Source organism: Kitasatospora sp. Root107, assembly GCF_001424875.1.
GTDB lineage: Bacteria > Actinomycetota > Actinomycetes > Streptomycetales > Streptomycetaceae > Kitasatospora.
This window is the reverse complement of sequence record NZ_LMCT01000033.1, coordinates 17,965-33,444: the sequence shown is the minus strand read 5'-3', so window position 1 is coordinate 33,444 and position 15,480 is coordinate 17,965. Positions and strand designations below refer to the sequence as shown.

The following is a 15,480-nucleotide window of genomic DNA, read 5'->3' as shown; positions in this document are numbered from 1 at the left end:
CCGGACCTGATCCATCTCCCCAGGTGTCACACACCATCAACGCGCCCACGGACCCAAGGACACGCCATCAGCGAGTGCACCTGACCAAGCCCTACTAGAAGTCACTCACCGAGCGGGGCAGGTCGCCAGCCTGCCCCGCTTGACTGCGGAACGGCCGCTACCGCGATCCCGCGATCCGCTGTACGCCGACACTCGCGGCGACCACGACCCCAAACCTCACACGGCGCTACGTGTCCGTTCGCCGTAGCTATACGAGAACAGGGCCTCTATAGCTGCCCGCCTCTGCCGCGGAGGGCGTCACCGACCTTCTGGTAGGAGTCGATACGGTGCTGCGCGCGGCGGGCGCGTTCCTCCGGGTCTCGCACGAAGAGAGCCTGCCGACCGGGGTGGTAGGTGCTGACCACCTCCAGGGTCCTGTCACGGACGGCTTCGGGGCGCGTCTTGAGCAGGCGGCGCCACACGTCTTGGGCTTCGTTGCCCTGGAGGAGCACAACCTCTGCCTTTGGCATCAGCCCCAGCAGCTGTTTCAGGACCTCGGCACCAGCCTGGAGCTCAGCCGCGTTCGGTGAGCGGTTGATGTACCAGGGATAGGCGTTCCAGGGAGTGACGTCACGCGGCGCTATCCCGGCCTCCTCGAAGATCTGGGCCTGGAGCTCTGCCGTCGGGTCATCGTTTTCCACACACAGGAATCCCGAGCCTGCGCCTTCCTGCGTCTTGGGGCCCGGGTCCCGAAGAATGGACAGCACGCGAGCCTCCGCTCCCCCGTGCCAGGGTGCGACATGCGGCATCCAGCCACGCTCGTCCTGATCGCGCAAGATGTCGACCATCTCGTTGATCGGACGGACATGGGGGGCATAACGCTCCTGCTCCTGCTCTACTCGGAACGCCTCTTCACGCATCCGTCTTGCCATGCTTCCTCCAACACCGGGCCAGCACCATGGCCTGGGACCCTAACGGGCGCAGGGTCACCGGACGGTCAAGGACATCACTCAGATGAGACATCCACAGAGTGTCTGGAGAACCCACCGTTGGGGCCTGGCTCGCCGATCAGCTCGTCCACCACGACCTGGACACCGTCCGGGCGTTCACCGCGCTCGGCACACGCCTGCGCCAGGCCCAGCAGGAACTGGACGGCGAGCAGCTGCGGGAGCTGCTCGTGCAGCGCAGGCAGCTGGTGGACGCACTGGTTGTCCAGGCCCGCAGCTACGCGCGCGCGGCGGGAGTTCGGGTCGGCGACGCGGCGGACGAAGAGCTGGCTGGCACGCTGCAGGCGGCGCTCGCCGATTCGGCGGCAGCCGTACTGCTGAGCGGGCGGCTGACCCGTGCGGTGAAGCCCGGCACCGCGCCGCCCGCACCCCCTTCTGCCACCCCGTCCGCGAGGAAGAAGTCAGCGGCCGCATCCTCCGAGGGCCGACAGCGAGCCGCGAAGGTCGCCACCGAGGCGACCGAAGCGAGGCGCCGCCAAGCGGCCGAGCAGCGCCGCGAGCAGGCCGAGCGAGACGCCCGGGCCGCCGAGGAAGAGGCCACCGAGACACCTCACGGTGTTAGGCCGTCAAGTCTTGGGGGGATCGCGTGGGTTGAGGTGTTGGCTGTTCGATTCGCGTTCGCGCTCAGGTCACGTGGCTGCGGCTCCGTCGCGCTGGTCGTCGGCATCGAGCTGGACCACGCTGACCCAGGGGTAGTCGCCTGTCTTCTGGAACGCGCGAACTCGCCAGCGCCCCGGCTCAACGGGCACGGCGGCCTCGTCGGGCTGTCCACCGCCGCTCGGGTACTCCCTGCCGAGATCCACTCCCGCCTCAGCCGAATCCATCAGGATCGCAGGTCCGTCGGTCTCCCAAAGCCCACAGTCCACCCAAGCCGTCTCCGGGTCGGCGAGAACCGCCTCTGCAGCCTCCAGCAACTCCTCGAATGAGTCGGCAGCGCGCCACCGCAGGAAGAGCCTCCGTTCCGGCAGGAAGCAGGTGGTCGCCGGCTCATCACCCAACACCAGCGCCGACTTACTGCCGACGTGGATCAGGCCTGCCTCGCCCTCGACCTCGCAGGCGCGGTCGTAGTCGTCGGGCACGCCTGAATCACCCAGGATGACCCCGCCCTCGGTGCAGCCGCCCCACAGCTGCACCACTGAGGCAGGCACGGCGATGAGCGGACCGCCCATGGACCGTACCCAGACCGGTTCGGACACGGCGGTGGTGCTGTTTTGGCTATCGCTCATGGACAGCAGTGTGCCGCCACCCTCCGACAGTTCTAATGGGTCGTCTATGCGGCCGCGGCGACGAGTGCCTCGGGGGCGGCAGGGAACGCGGTGTGCTCGTCGAAGTGCCGTCGGTTCTTGAGGCAGTGGTAGAGCTGGCCGAGCATACGGTTGAACAGGTTGCGCTGGGCGGCGGCGTGCCAGTCGCCGTTGTCGTCGCGGCGGCGCCGGTAGTGGCCCTTGGCACCGGGTGAGGCGGTGATCGCCGAGAAGGCCCAGAGGTAGCCGGCGTGGTTGAGCCGGTCGTTCTTCACCCAGCGGCGGGTGATGCTGGACTTCTTGCCGGAGGACCGGGTGACGGGCGATGCGCCGGCATAGGCCTTGAGGCCACGGGCGTCGGCGAAGCGTTCGCGATCGTCGCCGATCTCGGCCAAGACCCGGGCGCCGAGCTGGGCGCCGAGGCCTGGGAAGCTGAGGATGATCTCGGCATCCGGGTGCTGCGGGAACACCTCCTCAACGGCCTGCGCCAGGTCATCGGCGGCGGTGCACGCGGCCGTGAGCTGGCCCAGGAGAGCGAGCATCTGCCGGCCGAGCGCGTTCTCCACCAAGGCGGGCTGGTGGGCCCAGTCGGATCGGAAGACCTCCCGCAGCCGGTCGGCGTCGGCCTCGATTCCACGTTGACGGCCGGCCCGCTTGAGGGCGGCGGCGAGTTGAGTGCGGGTCAGCCGCGCGCCTTTGGCGGGGGTCGGGGCGATCTTGAGGATCTCGCGGGCCTCGGGGCGGCACAGGCCGTTCTTCCACGGCTCGAAGGCGGCCAGGGCGGCGGGGTAGTACTCGCGCAGCAGCGAGCGGAGCTGGTTGGCCATCTGCTGCCTGTTCCACGTCGCGTCCTGCTGGGCGCGGGCGAGGACCGCGACGGCGCGGGCAAGGTCGCTGTCGTCGGGCAGGGGCCGGTGGGCGTGCATATCGGTGCGCAGGATGTTGGCCAGGACCAGGGCGTCGCCGGGGTCGGACTTCTTGCGGGAGACGGCGTGACGGTCGCGGTAGCGGGCGGCGGCCAGCGGGTTGATCGCAAACACCTTCCGCCTGCCGGTCCGAAGGACCGCGACCAGCAGACCGCGGGAGGTCTCGATCGCAATCGGGATCGGGTTCTCCTCGGTGTCGCCGTACTCGGCGAGCAGGTCCAGCAGCAGCTTGTAGCCGGCCGCGTCGTCGGTGATGTGCCGCTTGGCCAGCAGCTGGCCGGTGTCGTCGACCAGGGCGACGTCGTGTGTCCGCTCGGCCCAGTCGATGCCACAGTAGATCAAGGTTCCCTCCCCAGGGTGCGATGTTTGCGCTGGTCACGAGCACATGCGGGCCACGCAGCTACCTAATTCCAGGACTCGACCAACCGGCCGGTCCGCCACCTCACTAGCCGTTCGTGGCACCAGCGCACCCCACGGGCCTCGGTCTGTTGCAGGAGCTCAAGCGGCTCGGGCGTTTCGAGAGGTCACCGTGCGGCGGGCTCGCACCACCAACACCAACGAGCGATCAAGAGTCCGGTGTTGACGGGTGGTGGTGGTCGCGAGGACGCCAGTCGCCGCCGCGCTCGGTGTGGGCCTCAAGGCCAGGCACAGTAGAGGCATCCGTCCGGCGCCCACGCGACCACCACCACCGCACCTGCCGGGCCGCGCGCCGATCTATCGGAAGGCCTCACTGGCCCGGATCGGGATAGGCGTCACGGCCTCGGCATTCGAACGAACCGACCGAAGCCCCCTGGCTCCACCGATCCGCTATCAACGAATTAGGCGCAGTACCTACTGGAACTCGCCGAACACGACCAGGCCGAGGCCGAACGGCGCGAGCGGGAAGCCACCAGCGAGGTGAAGGCAGCGAAGACCGCGCTATCACGGGCCGAGGAGGCGCTGGCCACCGCCCAACGACAGCACCGGACCACGGACGAGGCGGTCGGCCCGGCCCGCCGCCACGCCCAGGCCACCGCCAAGACAGCCCGCGCCAAACAGGCGGCGGTGCAGCGCCTGCAGCCCGACAAGTGACGCGACGAAGTCCGTCAGCCTCCCGGGCACCGCGCGATCACGGTCGAGTGATCGCCCCATCTACCTGCGCGGGCCCCGGTCGAGTCGAGACGATGTGCGAGCACCGACGTCGAAGAGAGCGCCCAATGGACCTGCCAGCCGAGTACGTCTCCCCGACGAGGCACTGCTCCCGTCGCGCCGCCCAGACCGGACAGCCCTGCCGGAGAGAGCCAGCTACGTGGCCGAGCGGCTACGACGACCTCCCCGTACAGGTCGCCTGCCGCAGTCACCTCACCGACGAGGAGTGGGCCCAGTGCCTGAACGCCCGCAAGAGGCAGAACGCCGAGCGCCGCGACAACCAGCTCACGCTGGTCGAACGCGCGGCCCTGGCCGAGGCCGCGCCACCGGACTCCGCTGAAGGTGACGAGTCACCGCAGTGCAGGAGGCAGTGCGCGTTCGTCAAGATCCCCGGCCGCAGCTCCCTTGACGACGTCTCCCCCTTCTACTGCGCGAACTGCGACAGTGCTGTCTGCTACGTCTGCGGCCAGGCCAGCGTCGACTACGAAGGCACGATGTGCCGTCCGTGCGAGGGCATGGCCTACTTCGATGCCGGGGGCCGGCCGGACGACGAGATCGACCTGAACACGGACGACATCGACCACGGCCCGGACCCGCGCGGTCGCCTCACACGCCTCGTGAACGAGATTGCCGCCGCCACCGGAGACACCCACCGCGAGATCAACGCCCGCATCAACCGCGAGGTCGGGGTCCACAGCCGGGTCGGCGCCGACGAGACGACCATCCGACAGGCCTCCGCCGTCGCCGCCGCCTGGCTGACCTGGGTGGCGTCAGTCCCAGCCGAGCGCTGAGCACAGGGCGCGGTCAGCCCGGCACCAGCCGATCCGGACTGCAGACCGGCCGGGCGCCCGTCAGGAAGCGGCAACGAGGAGACAAGTCCCTCCCCCAACTGCGGCAGGCCCTGGCCCGCGAACTCACCGCTGCCGGACACCGCCGTTGACCAGGCGCCCCCACCCTCAGACAGCCGGAAGGCCCACGATGACCGACACCACCGCCCGGACCAGCCCCCCGCGCCGCAGCGTTCCAGCTGATCCGGACCACCACGCTGGACGAGGCCGCCCACCACCGCCGGGGCGGGACCGGTCTGCCGCCGGCCAACCGGGAGATGTACCAGGGGCTGATCGCCACGTTGGAGACCTGGCACGCCGCCGGCACCCTGCCCGAGGACTCGCTGCTGCTGACCGAGTCGCTGGCGACCGAGCTGGTCGCCTACCTCCGTCAGCACCTCGACCAGCAGCAGTTCAACCGCTGGCTGCTCGACCAGGGCGACCTGGTCTGCCATGCCCAGAAGCACCCGCACCCGGCCGGACCGACGGCGATGGAGATCCTCTCCATCATCGCCACCGACGACGTCCAGGCCCGGCCGGACCGGCGGGCCGGGGCCGAGCGCCTGCTCCGGATCGCCGTCCCTCACCTGAACTACCTCCGTCCGGGCAGCAAGGTCGAAGACGCCCGCGAGGTGGCGCTAACACTCGCCATGTGGGCGGGCCAGCGCCTCGCTGAGCTGATGGCCCACGAGACCGGCCGGATCAGCGGCTACACCGCCGACCGCACCGGCAGTTGAACAGACCGACGTACCGTCGCGGCGCCGCCCTGCTGGCCTGTGGACTCTGGCTCAGCACAGTGGTCCCAGCATCTGGTCTGACCAAGCCTGGCCCGCAATGCCGTTGGCCCCGATACCAGCTCTGGTACCGGGGCCAACGCCATGAAGCCGGACTAGTCGGTGATCAGCTCCACCGCGATCTCGCTGTCGGCCGTGCGACTCTTCGGGACCAAGGGGATCGCGTCTTCGGCGCCAGCCAGGCCGGGGTCGTCCAGCTGGTAGAAGCGGAGGACTAGGACCAACGCCTCGTCCAGCGTGCGGGCTAGCTCGGCGAGCGGGGCGACGCCATCGAAGACGCGCTGCCTGATCCGTTCGGCCAGCTCGTCGGTGTCTCCGCCCACGATATCGGCCAGGCAGCCGCGCCGCTGGGAGCTGAGCAGATGGCCGCTGATGTGCCGCAAGGCGTTCGGGGTGGCCCGCAGCAGCGCGATCAGCCCTGTCAGCGCGGTCGCCAGCTGATCCGGCGACATGGTGGGCCCTGACATGCCGAGCTGGTTGAACCGGGTGATGATCGCGGCGGCCTGCTCCGGTAGCAGTGCCGGGTCAGCGGTGCCGTTGGTGTTCATGGAGTCCTTCCAGCGCAGGGTGTGACCCCGGCTCACTGGGCAAGCCGGGGGCGGGTCAGCTCGCGGCTGCCCCGGCCGGGGCCCAGGGCTGTCGGACCGGCGTGAGGGGGACTCCGGTCCGGAGGTGCTCCAGCCAGCTGTGCATGCTGTAGAGCACGCCGCGGCCGTCTGCCCGGGTCCGGGTGAAGCTGTCGAAGACTGCGTCGAGGACGACGTGGCGGCCGACGTCGGCGGAGAAGCCGAGGTCAATGAGCGGCTCGTTCAGCAAGGAGAAGTTGGTCCACGGCCGGTGCCACTCGACGGCGACGAGGCCGCCTCCACGCTCGAAGATCCTCAGCTTCCCCATGCCGTGCTCGGCCACCCCACACAGCAGCCACCGCACCCTGGCATGCGCCTTCTGCTTACCCGTGATCGGGTCCTGGGCGAGCGGCGGCGTCTCCAGCTCCCAGATCGTGGAGTCGGCGGCCTCCGTGTCACCGCGCCGGCCAGCCCGGCTCACCTCCCGGTTCGGGAGTTGGTCGACAATCCCCTGGTACCACTGGCGCTTGTGGGCCTCGACCAGGTCCGTGCTGGTCACGAGCATCGGCGTGGTCACTGAAGGCCGAACCCCTCGTCAGGGCCAGCCTGGTCGAGCTGGTCGGCGAAGAACTTTGTCGAGATGCCGAACTGCTTGAAGGTCAGCCCGCTGTTGCGCATGACCTGCGAGTAGCTGACGGCGTCCGGCTCCAGCTCCCAGGCCGCCTCGATCGCCTGGGCCAGCTCGATGACCCCCTGGTGCCCCTTCTCGGCGCGCGCCATCTCCTTCACCCGGGCAGCCTCGGACTCCCTCCGCTTCACGGCAGCCGCCTTGTCGTCGATGATGTCCAGGATCTTCTGCCGGGAGGCCCGCTGAACAAGTGTCAGGGTCTGCCGCTGGGTGAAACGGAGGGGCTTGAGCGTCGAATCGTCATCGTCGTCGGTCAGGGAGACGCTCGGCGGATCCGTACGCTGCGTCGGCACGACCGGCGGGTCCTCCGTCCCCTTGAGCTTCTCCTTCTCCAGGGCCTCACGGTCCCGCCGCTCTGCTTCGACGGCCCGCTGGCCCGCCGTCCACTCCTTCGCCGCCTGCTCCTCCAGCTGCGTGAAGCAGCGGTTGAAGTACGGCTCGGCCCAAGCCGCGCCAGCTTCGAACTGCTCGCGGAGGAACTGGCGGCGGGCCTGCGGGCTGTGGGGGTGGGTGACGAGCATCTCCCGGAAGTCGAGCACCAGCGCCCTCCTGATGTCGTCCGGCAGGTGATCGTGGTCCCGGTGGATATGCAGGCGGTTGCCCTGCTCGTCGCGCAGTTCCTTCGAGCTCAACGCGGTTGCCTCTCTCAGATCTTGATGGTTAGTCGGCTCGCGGCTCCTTCCGGCGAGCCTCAACGAGGAGACGCTCTCCCCACTTGCTGTACTGCTGCACGGTCTTGAGGACCGCTTCGATCAGGTCCTCGTCCCCCCGGGCAACGATCTCGGCCGGGTCATAGGCCAGCAGCCCAGCGGCCTGATGATCCCGGCGCTGCAGAGCCACCCGCCACCGAGCGAGCATGACCTCGGGATCAGCTGCCGCCGCGGCGTCCATGGCAAGGTCGTCCGGGTCGACCTCCGCCTTCGCGGACGCCTTGATCTCGGTCTGGATCACCGCCCGGGCCCGTCCATCGGAGACCAGTTCGGTGAGGTACTCCGGGTTGGCGAGCATCGTCGCGAACACCTCGACCCGGCCGGCCGGATCGCGGAGCAGGGTCGCGCAGGTGCTCCGGGCCATCTCGGCCGACAGCCCGGCTGGCGCCGGAGTCTCGGTGACCGATGGCTCCCAGTAGTCCTGGTCCTCCTGGACGGTTCCTGGCCTCGGGACCGACGTACGCACTGGTTCGTCCCCCAGTGCCTGGCGTAGGTCGGTCTCCGTCACCACCTCGGCGCCCGACTCCTGTGCCGCGCGGGCAAGCCCAACCAGTGTCTCCAGCCGGTATCGCAGCACGTCTTCGCGGTCTCCGAGCTCGGTCTTGGGGACGGTGACCGCCGCCCGCACGACCGTGTACGCAACCTCCACATCCAGACTGTCGAGTTCCTGACAAATGGTCTGGCCAGACCATTTGGCCACTTTCCGGTAGATCCGTGCGGTCTCCAGGGGGAGGTCGACCGTCGCCGCGAGCTCATCGAGTGAGGTGAGGCCCCCGGTGGCGACCCCTCGCTCGCCGAGCGGTGCCAGCCTGAGCAACATGGCGCCGATGGACAACCGGAGCCGGCGCTGCTCGTTCACCCGGCCTCGCACGATCCCGCTCAGCCGGTGGTCCTGCTCGACCAGTTGGCGAAGTTGTTCTCGGTCGGGGTCCAGGTCGTGGATCGCACCGGGGTTCGTCAACAGGTCTGTCATGAGGGCTCCTTGCTCCAGCGCCGCTCACAGTGAGCAACGTTAACAGCGCCGAGCGTAGCGAAGGGGTGGTGATCAGTTCGGTGAAAGCCCTTGGGCCACGAGATTGTCAGCGGCAGGACCTAGCGTGCTGTTCTTCGCGCTCCGGCCAGTCGGTGGAAGAGCAAGCGGGTTGATAGCGGGACAAATTGATCATCCAGCCCCATCAGTCCCTGGATTTCTGCAGCGGTGCAGGTCAACCAGAGCAGACCCGCCGATACACCCGTTGTGGCGCACCATTCCTCGCGTGCTTGATCGCCTCGCGAACTGCAGTCCGACCGAGGTGACGCGGCGATGCTGTCGCCCTATCCAAAACGCGGGTCAACGTGGGCTTGGTCCACCACCCTGGATCGGCCCGGTTGTGGGAGCTACCGACCCAGATAGAGCCATGGGCCGGGCTAGGTTGCTGGGGCTCGTCGGTCCCCGGCCGCTCGGCGGCAATCCGGGCCCGAAGGACGTGCCCGCCGGGCGGACCGCACTCGCCGACGCAGAGAAGGTTCTCGCCATCGCCCAGCAGTAGGCCAGCACCGCTCAAGAGGATGTCGACCCCGGCCCGGCGCTGCGGCGAAGGCTGCGCGGGCCAAGCGTGCCGCTAACCGGCTCGCCGCCGAGCGGCTTGTTCGGGCGGCTGGACGGAAGTGGACTGGACTCCGGACAGGGGCAAGCTAGGTGCCCTAGCGTGGTGCACCGGTAGCACTGAGTGAAGGAGGAGTTCATGCCGGCGTACTGGCTCGGCGAGCGCGAGTTCCGGACCAAGGGCGATGCCGAGCGGGAGGTAAGCGACCTGCTCAAGCGGTACGACTTCAACGTGGTGGTGACCCGGGAGGAGGACGACCAACTGCTGCGGGACGCGCTGGACAAGCACCCGAAGGTGGGGGAGAAGGTCGGCCCCGGGATCGAGTACTTCCGGATCATCCGGACGCCTCTGGGCAACCACAAGGGGCCGTTGGCGGTGTGGGTGAACGGCGACTCGGCGCCGTTCTCGTATAAGGACTGCTTCAAGGCGCCGAGCCACAGGCAGCAGGTCGTGGACTCGATGCGCTACGAGGTCCAGCCGCAGGTGAACGCCTACTTCGAGTCCCGGTCGGCGACGGACACCCTGCGGTCGGACGAGTCCGGGATTCCCCTAACCCCGGACAACGTGAACGTGGCGTACTTCCAGGGGCCGCGCTTCATCGACCTAGCCAACGCCTTCGCCGAGGCCGCGGGCGGCTGGGAGGTATTCGAGCTGGCCACGACGACGGAGCGGGGCTTGGCGCGGTTCGTTGACCGGGACCTCGCAGGCCGCTGGCACGCCCACCACCAAGAGCACGCCGTACTCGGGCTGCTGTCGAAGCCGGAGAACAGGCAGCGCCCGCGCTTCTAACGGTCCCTGCCGGTCGGCCGAGAACCCGTTGTGGCGGCCGGCTGGCGGGCCGGGGCCAGCCCTCGGCCGGCCAAGCGCCGTTTCTCCGGCCTGGGCCTGCCCGACGGCGCGGCACCCGGCCGGCCGCCGAGCATCATGGAAATTTGTCGGCATGGCAGATGCCCTGGACGGCGTGAGCACCGAGTAGGTCCCCCCTGACGATGGGACCGACCATGACCGCCTGAGCCGGGCCCTAATCGAGTGGGCCAACGAGACGATCGACGCGGTACCCGGCTTTCACGGCCCAGTGACGTCCCGGATCATGGTCGCCCCGCCGGAAGACGCAGATCCGGCCAAGTGCCTTGGCCTGAAGCTCTCGGACGACCAGGTCTCACGCCTGGTCAGCCTCCTGGACCAGGACATGCAGGCCATCGGCCGCGCGGCCCCAGAACCCGTAGCCCTGCCCCGGCACCTGGGGCCGCCTCTGAACGCCGCCTCGGCCCTGCTGGTCGAGGCGGCAGCGTGAGCTCTACGATGCGGCGGGAGCTTGCTGGTAGCCGATGTGGGCGGCCAGCTCGTCGTACTGGTATCACTCGGAATCGGGCGCGAGCTCCCGCATCCGCTTGACGAATTTCGTCCACATCGCGTGGCCGTGGAGCTGGGGCGCCCGTGTCCAGAAGATCGCCGCGATTTCGGGCGCCTGCGCCGCCTCCCGGCACTGCCGGTTCTCGGCCCCGGTGGTCAGAATGCCCTCCAACTGCTCGGGCTGGATGAAAGGGGCGAGGGGGATCACGGTCTCCCCGGTGAGCTCCTCGGCGTCGCGGCAGTTGCCAGCCTCGGCCAGGATCTCCGGCACGACGCCGGCGAAGTAGGCGCAGGGGTACGACCTGACAGGCATGGCCTTGCGGGGCCGGGTCGAGTTTGGCGAACGCCCCGGTCAGAGCAGGGATGCGGGTCCGGACGGCGTCGAACCTGACCAGGGCGACCCTGGTCAGATCGGCGAGGTTCACCTTCTCGGCTGAAACCGGCATCTTCTCGACGTAGGTGTTGATCTGCTGGCACACCGTCGCGTCCAACGCCTCCATGAACACGTCGAACGCGCCGAGAAGGTCCATCGCCTTGAGCTGCTGCTTGACGGGCAGCTCGTTGAACTTACTCATCACCATTGACGACGGTCTCCCGCACCGCGTCAAGGTCGTGCTGGGCGAAGGCGATCAGGCAGCGCGCGTGCCGCTCGGCGGCCACGCACGCGGTGATGCCGCTGGTCTCGGGCACCTCCAGTTCGAGCATGGCGTGCTTGGCCGCAGTGCCCACTATCAGCTTCCACGCACTGGACTTCACCCGCTGCGCGAACATCTGCACCAGGTAGTCGGCGTTACCGACGAAGGACGGGTCGCCCACGTGGGTAATGTACCGGTCGAACGCCCTACGGCCCTGCGTGGGCGGGTGCACCAGCAGGGCGTCCAGCGCGGCCCCGAGGTGAGCCCGCGCGTACTCGCCGCTCGGAACGAACACATCCCCGAGCGGACGGAGGGAGGGGTGCGCGCACAGGTGGCGGTCTGCTGAACCAGAAGGGTGTTGACGTGCACCAGCGCGGACTGCAGCAGGTGCAGCGCGAGCATGCTGACCTCCTGGCTCTCCTTTTCCGCGCCGGTCAGGGTCACACGATGCTGTAGTCAGCCGAAGAGCGCCAAAGTGGTCGTCATCCAGCCAGCGCGTAGTTGGCGTGCTCCCCACATTTCCGCAGGTAGAGGACTAGGTCAACGTCTGTATACTCGCTCGGCGGCGCGTAGTTGGCGTGCTCGGAGAGCGCGGCGGGGGCGACCATCCAGGAGACCTGCGGCAGCCGGTCGGCCTGGATGTCAGCGGTGAACGCCTCGACCAGCGCGTCGCCCATCGCGAACGGGTCCTTCTCCTTTGCCGGGTCGCCGGCCATCCGCATCCCGCGCTCGTACAGCGACTCCCCCGGCTTGGCCTGCTGGAAGGGGGCGAACCAGGCGAGCGCGTTGTCGTCGTAGTTGTCCAGCGCCTGGTAGGTCTTCCAGCTGATCCCGGCCCGCTCAAGACGCTCGGCGTAGGTGGTCCACTCGTAGCCGCCGGGGATGTAGCTGTTGTCCGTCACCGGGACGTCCCGCACGGTGCCGCCGCTGGTGCCGGTCATGAAGTGGTCGCGGTTGGTGTTGGTGTTGCACTGCACCGAGGCGTGGTAGGCGTCGCAGGTGGTGAAGACCGAGGCGATCGCGTTGTAGAACGGCATGTCGGCGGGCTCGTAGTAGCCCTGGCCGAGCCAGCCGCTGGAGCGGCGGGAGACCGCGCCGTCGGCCAGACCGTCGTTCCACGCCTTCATCGAGTCGACGAAGCCGAAGGCCGGCGCACCCTGCTGGTACGCGCTGGTGTGTGCGGCGTTCATCGGGAACGGCAGCAGGTGACCCTCCTTGCGGGACGGGTCAGGCTGGTGGAACAGCGAGCGGCCGTTCACCCCGCGCACCGCGGCCCGGTCGCCGAAGCCGCGCACCCCGGGCAGGGTGCCGAAGTAGTGGTCGAACGCGCGGTTCTCCTGCATCAGCACCACCACGTGCTGAATGTCCGTCAGCCGCCCCGGCTTCCCGGGGGCGGCCAGCGCCTCCCGGACGCTGAGCGGCAGAGCGGACAGCACGGCAGCCGCGGCGGCGCCGCCGAGCAGGGTGCGACGCGAGACTTCGGGGCTCATCGGGGTACTCCTCGTACACGGCACTGGGCCTGGGGATCGGCCCGGACCAGACATGTCTAAGCGCCCGAGGTGTACGCGTCCCGGTGATCACATGACGTGGCGATGACGAAGTTGTCTGGACAACCTGACAGCCGATCAGCCCACCGGCCAGGTGTGCACGGGCTCGCCGCCGCGCATGTGCTCCAGGTAGCGCCTGGTCATCGCGGCGATCGCGGAGGAGCGGTCCATCCCGTACCTCTCGCGCAGCACGTGCACCGTGGCGGCCTGCCAGGAGGCGCCGTTGGTGCGGCGCAGGCAGCGCTGCTCGATGATGCCGAGGTAGCGGTCCCGGTCGCCCGGCTCGATGCCCCACTCGTCCAGGCCCTGCTTCGCCATCGGGAGCAGCTCGTTCAGCACCAGCTCGGTTGCCGCCACCGGGACGGTCCCCCGGGCGCCCCGGCCGGCCTTCGGCCACTGGATCACCGCGTCGATGCCGTACCGGGCGGCGGTGTGGAAGTTCTCGTCCGCCTGGGCGAACGGCAGCCTGGTCCAGATCGGCCGGGGCTGTTCGGCCAGCACCCGGACCAGGCCGTAGTAGAAGGCGGCGTTGGCCAGGGTGTCGACCACGGTCGGCCCGGCGGGCAGGCAGCGGTTCTCCACCCGCAGGTGCGGCACGCCGTCGGCGACGTCGTACACCGGGCGGTTCCAGCGGTAGATGGTGCCGTTGTGCAGGCGCATCTCGGCCAGTTTCGGGATCCCGCCGGAGGCCAGCACCTTGGCCGGGTCCTCGTCGTCGCAGATCGGCAGCAGGGCCGGGAAGTAGCGCTGGTTCTCCGTGAACAGGTCGAGCGCGGAGTCCACCCAGCGCTCGCCGAACCAGGTGATCGGGCGCACGCCCTGCGCTTTGAGCTCCGCCGAACGGGTGTCGCAGGCCTGCTGGAACAGCACCGGCCTGGTCTCCCGCCAGAGCTCGCGGCCGAACAGGAACGGCGAGTTGGCCCCCAGCGCGAGCTGCACCGAGGCGATCGCTTGGGCCGCGTTCCAGACCGAGGCGAAGCGCTCCGGGGTGACCTGCAGGTGCAGTTGCAGGGAGGTGGCGGCGGCCTCGGCGACCATCGTGACGGACTCGACGGTGAGCCGCTCGACCCCCTCGATGTCCAGCGCGATGTCCTCGCCGCGGGCGGCCAGTATCTGGTCGCTGAGCAGGGTGTACCGGTCGTTGTGGGACATCGCGTCCAGGCCGGTGTGGTCCAGGTCCAGGGTCGGCAGGATGCCGACCATCGCGATCCGGGCGCCGACCTCCTCGGCCTTCCGGTCGGCGTAGCGCAGCCCGGTGTCGATCTCCTCGCGCAGCTCGTCCAGCACATGGCCGGTGAGCCGGCGGGCGGCGATGTTCAGTTCGATGTTGAACTGGCCCAGCTCGGTCTGGAAGTCACCGGAGGCGATCGCGGCCAGCACCTGCTCGTTGCGCATCACCGGGCGGCCCAGGTCATCGGCCAGGTTGAGCTCGATCTCCAGGCCGACCATGGCCTTCGGCCGGTCGAAACGCCCCTCGCGCAGCATCCGCTCCAGCGCGTCCAGACAGGACTGGAGCTTTCGGCGGTACAACTGCCGATCGGACAGTTCCGCGCGAGTAGCCACGACCTTCTCGCCCATGGGTGCCCCTTCACCTAGGTCGACCGTCCCTGCATCATGCCCCACCGGAAGATCCCTAGCCCGAGCCCGAACAGAGCGGCCGAACAAGGTTGTTGACGGCGCGTCAGCGAATTCATGACTTGCCATCGCACACCGAACGTGATATGAAGGTCACCCTGTGCACCTGTTCGAGTAGAATTCGCACAGCTCCCGCCCGGCGCTCGCCGCTCCCGAAGCCTTCGCGACGGCAGGCCCGCGCCCACGCCGCGATCATGCCCAACCGGACACGGCCCAGGTTCCGCCAGCGCCATGCCGGTATGCCGCACTCGCACGCCGATCTAGCACGGAGAGGCGACCCGCCATGACCATGCAGACGCCCCAGCCCCCGTTGAGCGCCCTGCGCGCCGTCCTCGGCGCACTGGACTCCGAGGCCGCGCTCAGCCCGCCCTCGGCCGCCGCCCTGCGCGGCGCCGAGCGGCTGCTACCCGCGCACCCGCTCGCGGTGCACGTGCTCGACGAGCCCGGTGCCGCCCTGGCCACCGCCCGCCGAACGGGCTGGCGGTTCCTGATCCGATCCGGCAACGAGACCGCCGCGGCGGCCGAGGTGCTCGAGTCGGCGGACGGCCACACCTTCTCGCACTTCACCGCCGGGCCCTACCTCGACTCCACCCTGCGCGCACTGCGCCAGGCCGGGCAGCTCGCCCTCGCCTCCCGGGCCAGGCACCAACCCAGGCTGCTCTCCATGCCGGGCCACTACGCCACCGCGCTCTGGCTGCACCATCCCGAGCCGGGCCCCTCGGTCGACCTGCTGATCCCGCTCGCCCCGGCCCCACTGGGCATCACCGCGCACCGGGTCTACCCGGCCGGCGAGCTGCTCGCACTGCTGGCCCGGCCGCTGGCCCTCGGCCGCTCCTGAGACGCAGGCCCCCCGAA

At 69.2% G+C, this 15,480-nt stretch carries 17 protein-coding genes; 6 read left to right on the top strand and 11 right to left on the bottom strand.

All coding sequences use genetic code 11. The annotated features are described in order from the left end of the window. Positions 1-266: 266 nt before the first annotated feature. From ASC99_RS25535 to ASC99_RS25525, 3 genes are all read right to left on the bottom strand, one after another. Positions 267-911, bottom strand: a complete 645-nt coding sequence (locus ASC99_RS25535; protein ID WP_057236231.1) for a uracil-DNA glycosylase — start codon at positions 909-911, stop codon at positions 267-269. A 704-nt stretch (positions 912-1,615) separates the two neighbouring features. Further along, on the bottom strand, positions 1,616-2,212 hold the full coding sequence (locus ASC99_RS25530) for an Imm21 family immunity protein (RefSeq protein WP_057236228.1): 597 nt from the start codon (positions 2,210-2,212) through the stop codon (positions 1,616-1,618). Positions 2,213-2,256: 44 nt separating this feature from the next. Next, positions 2,257-3,498 carry an IS110 family transposase gene (locus ASC99_RS25525; protein WP_057236225.1) on the bottom strand — a complete coding sequence of 414 codons (1,242 nt, stop codon included), beginning with the start codon at positions 3,496-3,498 and terminating at the stop codon, positions 2,257-2,259. 555 nt (positions 3,499-4,053) lie between these two features. On the opposite strand from ASC99_RS25525, the gene ASC99_RS38905 reads away from it, so the two are divergent. The 3 genes from ASC99_RS38905 (at position 4,054) to ASC99_RS25515 (ending at position 5,848) form a co-directional block, all read left to right on the top strand. Continuing rightward, on the top strand, positions 4,054-4,227 hold the full coding sequence (locus tag ASC99_RS38905; RefSeq protein WP_157531742.1) for a hypothetical protein: 174 nt from the start codon (positions 4,054-4,056) through the stop codon (positions 4,225-4,227). 125 nt (positions 4,228-4,352) lie between these two features. Then, on the top strand, positions 4,353-5,075 hold the full coding sequence (locus ASC99_RS25520) for a hypothetical protein (RefSeq protein ID WP_057236222.1): 723 nt from the start codon (positions 4,353-4,355) through the stop codon (positions 5,073-5,075). 314 nt (positions 5,076-5,389) lie between these two features. Continuing rightward, complete coding sequence (locus ASC99_RS25515; protein ID WP_057236218.1) at positions 5,390-5,848, top strand: hypothetical protein; 459 nt, start codon at positions 5,390-5,392, stop codon at positions 5,846-5,848. Between the two features lie 152 nt (positions 5,849-6,000). Here the strand turns inward: ASC99_RS25515 and ASC99_RS25510 are convergent, their stop codons facing one another. Genes ASC99_RS25510 through ASC99_RS25495 form a run of 4 tightly spaced genes read right to left on the bottom strand, consistent with a single transcriptional unit; the run spans position 6,001 to position 8,728 of the window. Continuing rightward, a complete protein-coding gene (locus tag ASC99_RS25510; protein ID WP_057236215.1) occupies positions 6,001-6,453 on the bottom strand; it encodes a hypothetical protein in 453 nt (150 codons plus the stop codon). A 55-nt stretch (positions 6,454-6,508) separates the two neighbouring features. Further along, on the bottom strand, positions 6,509-7,030 hold the full coding sequence (locus tag ASC99_RS25505; RefSeq protein ID WP_157531741.1) for a hypothetical protein: 522 nt from the start codon (positions 7,028-7,030) through the stop codon (positions 6,509-6,511). Positions 7,031-7,044: 14 nt separating this feature from the next. After that, positions 7,045-7,854, bottom strand: coding sequence for a hypothetical protein (locus ASC99_RS25500; protein WP_157531740.1), 810 nt, complete (start codon positions 7,852-7,854; stop codon positions 7,045-7,047). Then, complete coding sequence (locus ASC99_RS25495; protein ID WP_157531739.1) at positions 7,820-8,728, bottom strand: hypothetical protein; 909 nt, start codon at positions 8,726-8,728, stop codon at positions 7,820-7,822. The genes ASC99_RS25500 and ASC99_RS25495 overlap by 35 nt, the downstream gene beginning before the upstream one ends. An 865-nt stretch (positions 8,729-9,593) precedes the next feature. Here ASC99_RS25495 and ASC99_RS25490 point away from each other — a divergent pair. Both ASC99_RS25490 and ASC99_RS25485 read left to right on the top strand, forming a co-directional pair. Continuing rightward, complete coding sequence (locus ASC99_RS25490) at positions 9,594-10,244, top strand: DUF3223 domain-containing protein (protein ID WP_057236202.1); 651 nt, start codon at positions 9,594-9,596, stop codon at positions 10,242-10,244. Between the two features lie 286 nt (positions 10,245-10,530). Beyond that, positions 10,531-10,749 (top strand): hypothetical protein, encoded by a 219-nt coding sequence (locus ASC99_RS25485; RefSeq protein ID WP_057236199.1) that lies wholly within the window; start codon positions 10,531-10,533, stop codon positions 10,747-10,749. Between the two features lie 63 nt (positions 10,750-10,812). On the opposite strand, the gene ASC99_RS25480 is transcribed toward ASC99_RS25485, so the two are convergent. From ASC99_RS25480 to ASC99_RS25465, 4 genes are all read right to left on the bottom strand, one after another. Beyond that, positions 10,813-11,079 carry a hypothetical protein gene (locus tag ASC99_RS25480; protein ID WP_157531738.1) on the bottom strand — a complete coding sequence of 89 codons (267 nt, stop codon included), beginning with the start codon at positions 11,077-11,079 and terminating at the stop codon, positions 10,813-10,815. A gap of 296 nt (positions 11,080-11,375) precedes the next feature. Continuing rightward, complete coding sequence (locus ASC99_RS37735) at positions 11,376-11,738, bottom strand: hypothetical protein (protein WP_057236193.1); 363 nt, start codon at positions 11,736-11,738, stop codon at positions 11,376-11,378. A gap of 187 nt (positions 11,739-11,925) precedes the next feature. Beyond that, positions 11,926-12,933 (bottom strand): alkaline phosphatase family protein, encoded by a 1,008-nt coding sequence (locus ASC99_RS25470; RefSeq protein ID WP_057236190.1) that lies wholly within the window; start codon positions 12,931-12,933, stop codon positions 11,926-11,928. Between the two features lie 135 nt (positions 12,934-13,068). Further along, a complete protein-coding gene (locus tag ASC99_RS25465) occupies positions 13,069-14,568 on the bottom strand; it encodes a glutamate-cysteine ligase family protein (RefSeq protein ID WP_057236187.1) in 1,500 nt (499 codons plus the stop codon). A gap of 340 nt (positions 14,569-14,908) precedes the next feature. Between ASC99_RS25465 and ASC99_RS25460 the strand changes: the two genes are divergently transcribed. Continuing rightward, a complete protein-coding gene (locus ASC99_RS25460) occupies positions 14,909-15,463 on the top strand; it encodes a hypothetical protein (protein ID WP_057236184.1) in 555 nt (184 codons plus the stop codon). Positions 15,464-15,480 lie beyond the last annotated feature (17 nt).

Coding starts and splice junctions, on each gene's coding strand:
- ASC99_RS25465 (WP_057236187.1), bottom strand. CDS start 14,568: ATGGGCGAGAAGGTCGTGGCTACTCGCGCGGAACTGTCCGATCGGCAG.
- ASC99_RS25470 (WP_057236190.1), bottom strand. CDS start 12,933: ATGAGCCCCGAAGTCTCGCGTCGCACCCTGCTCGGCGGCGCCGCCGCG.
- ASC99_RS25515 (WP_057236218.1), top strand. CDS start 5,390: ATGTACCAGGGGCTGATCGCCACGTTGGAGACCTGGCACGCCGCCGGC.
- ASC99_RS25510 (WP_057236215.1), bottom strand. CDS start 6,453: ATGAACACCAACGGCACCGCTGACCCGGCACTGCTACCGGAGCAGGCC.
- ASC99_RS25530 (WP_057236228.1), bottom strand. CDS start 2,212: ATGAGCGATAGCCAAAACAGCACCACCGCCGTGTCCGAACCGGTCTGG.
- ASC99_RS25535 (WP_057236231.1), bottom strand. CDS start 911: ATGGCAAGACGGATGCGTGAAGAGGCGTTCCGAGTAGAGCAGGAGCAG.
- ASC99_RS25460 (WP_057236184.1), top strand. CDS start 14,909: ATGACCATGCAGACGCCCCAGCCCCCGTTGAGCGCCCTGCGCGCCGTC.
- ASC99_RS25490 (WP_057236202.1), top strand. CDS start 9,594: ATGCCGGCGTACTGGCTCGGCGAGCGCGAGTTCCGGACCAAGGGCGAT.
- ASC99_RS25520 (WP_057236222.1), top strand. CDS start 4,353: ATGGACCTGCCAGCCGAGTACGTCTCCCCGACGAGGCACTGCTCCCGT.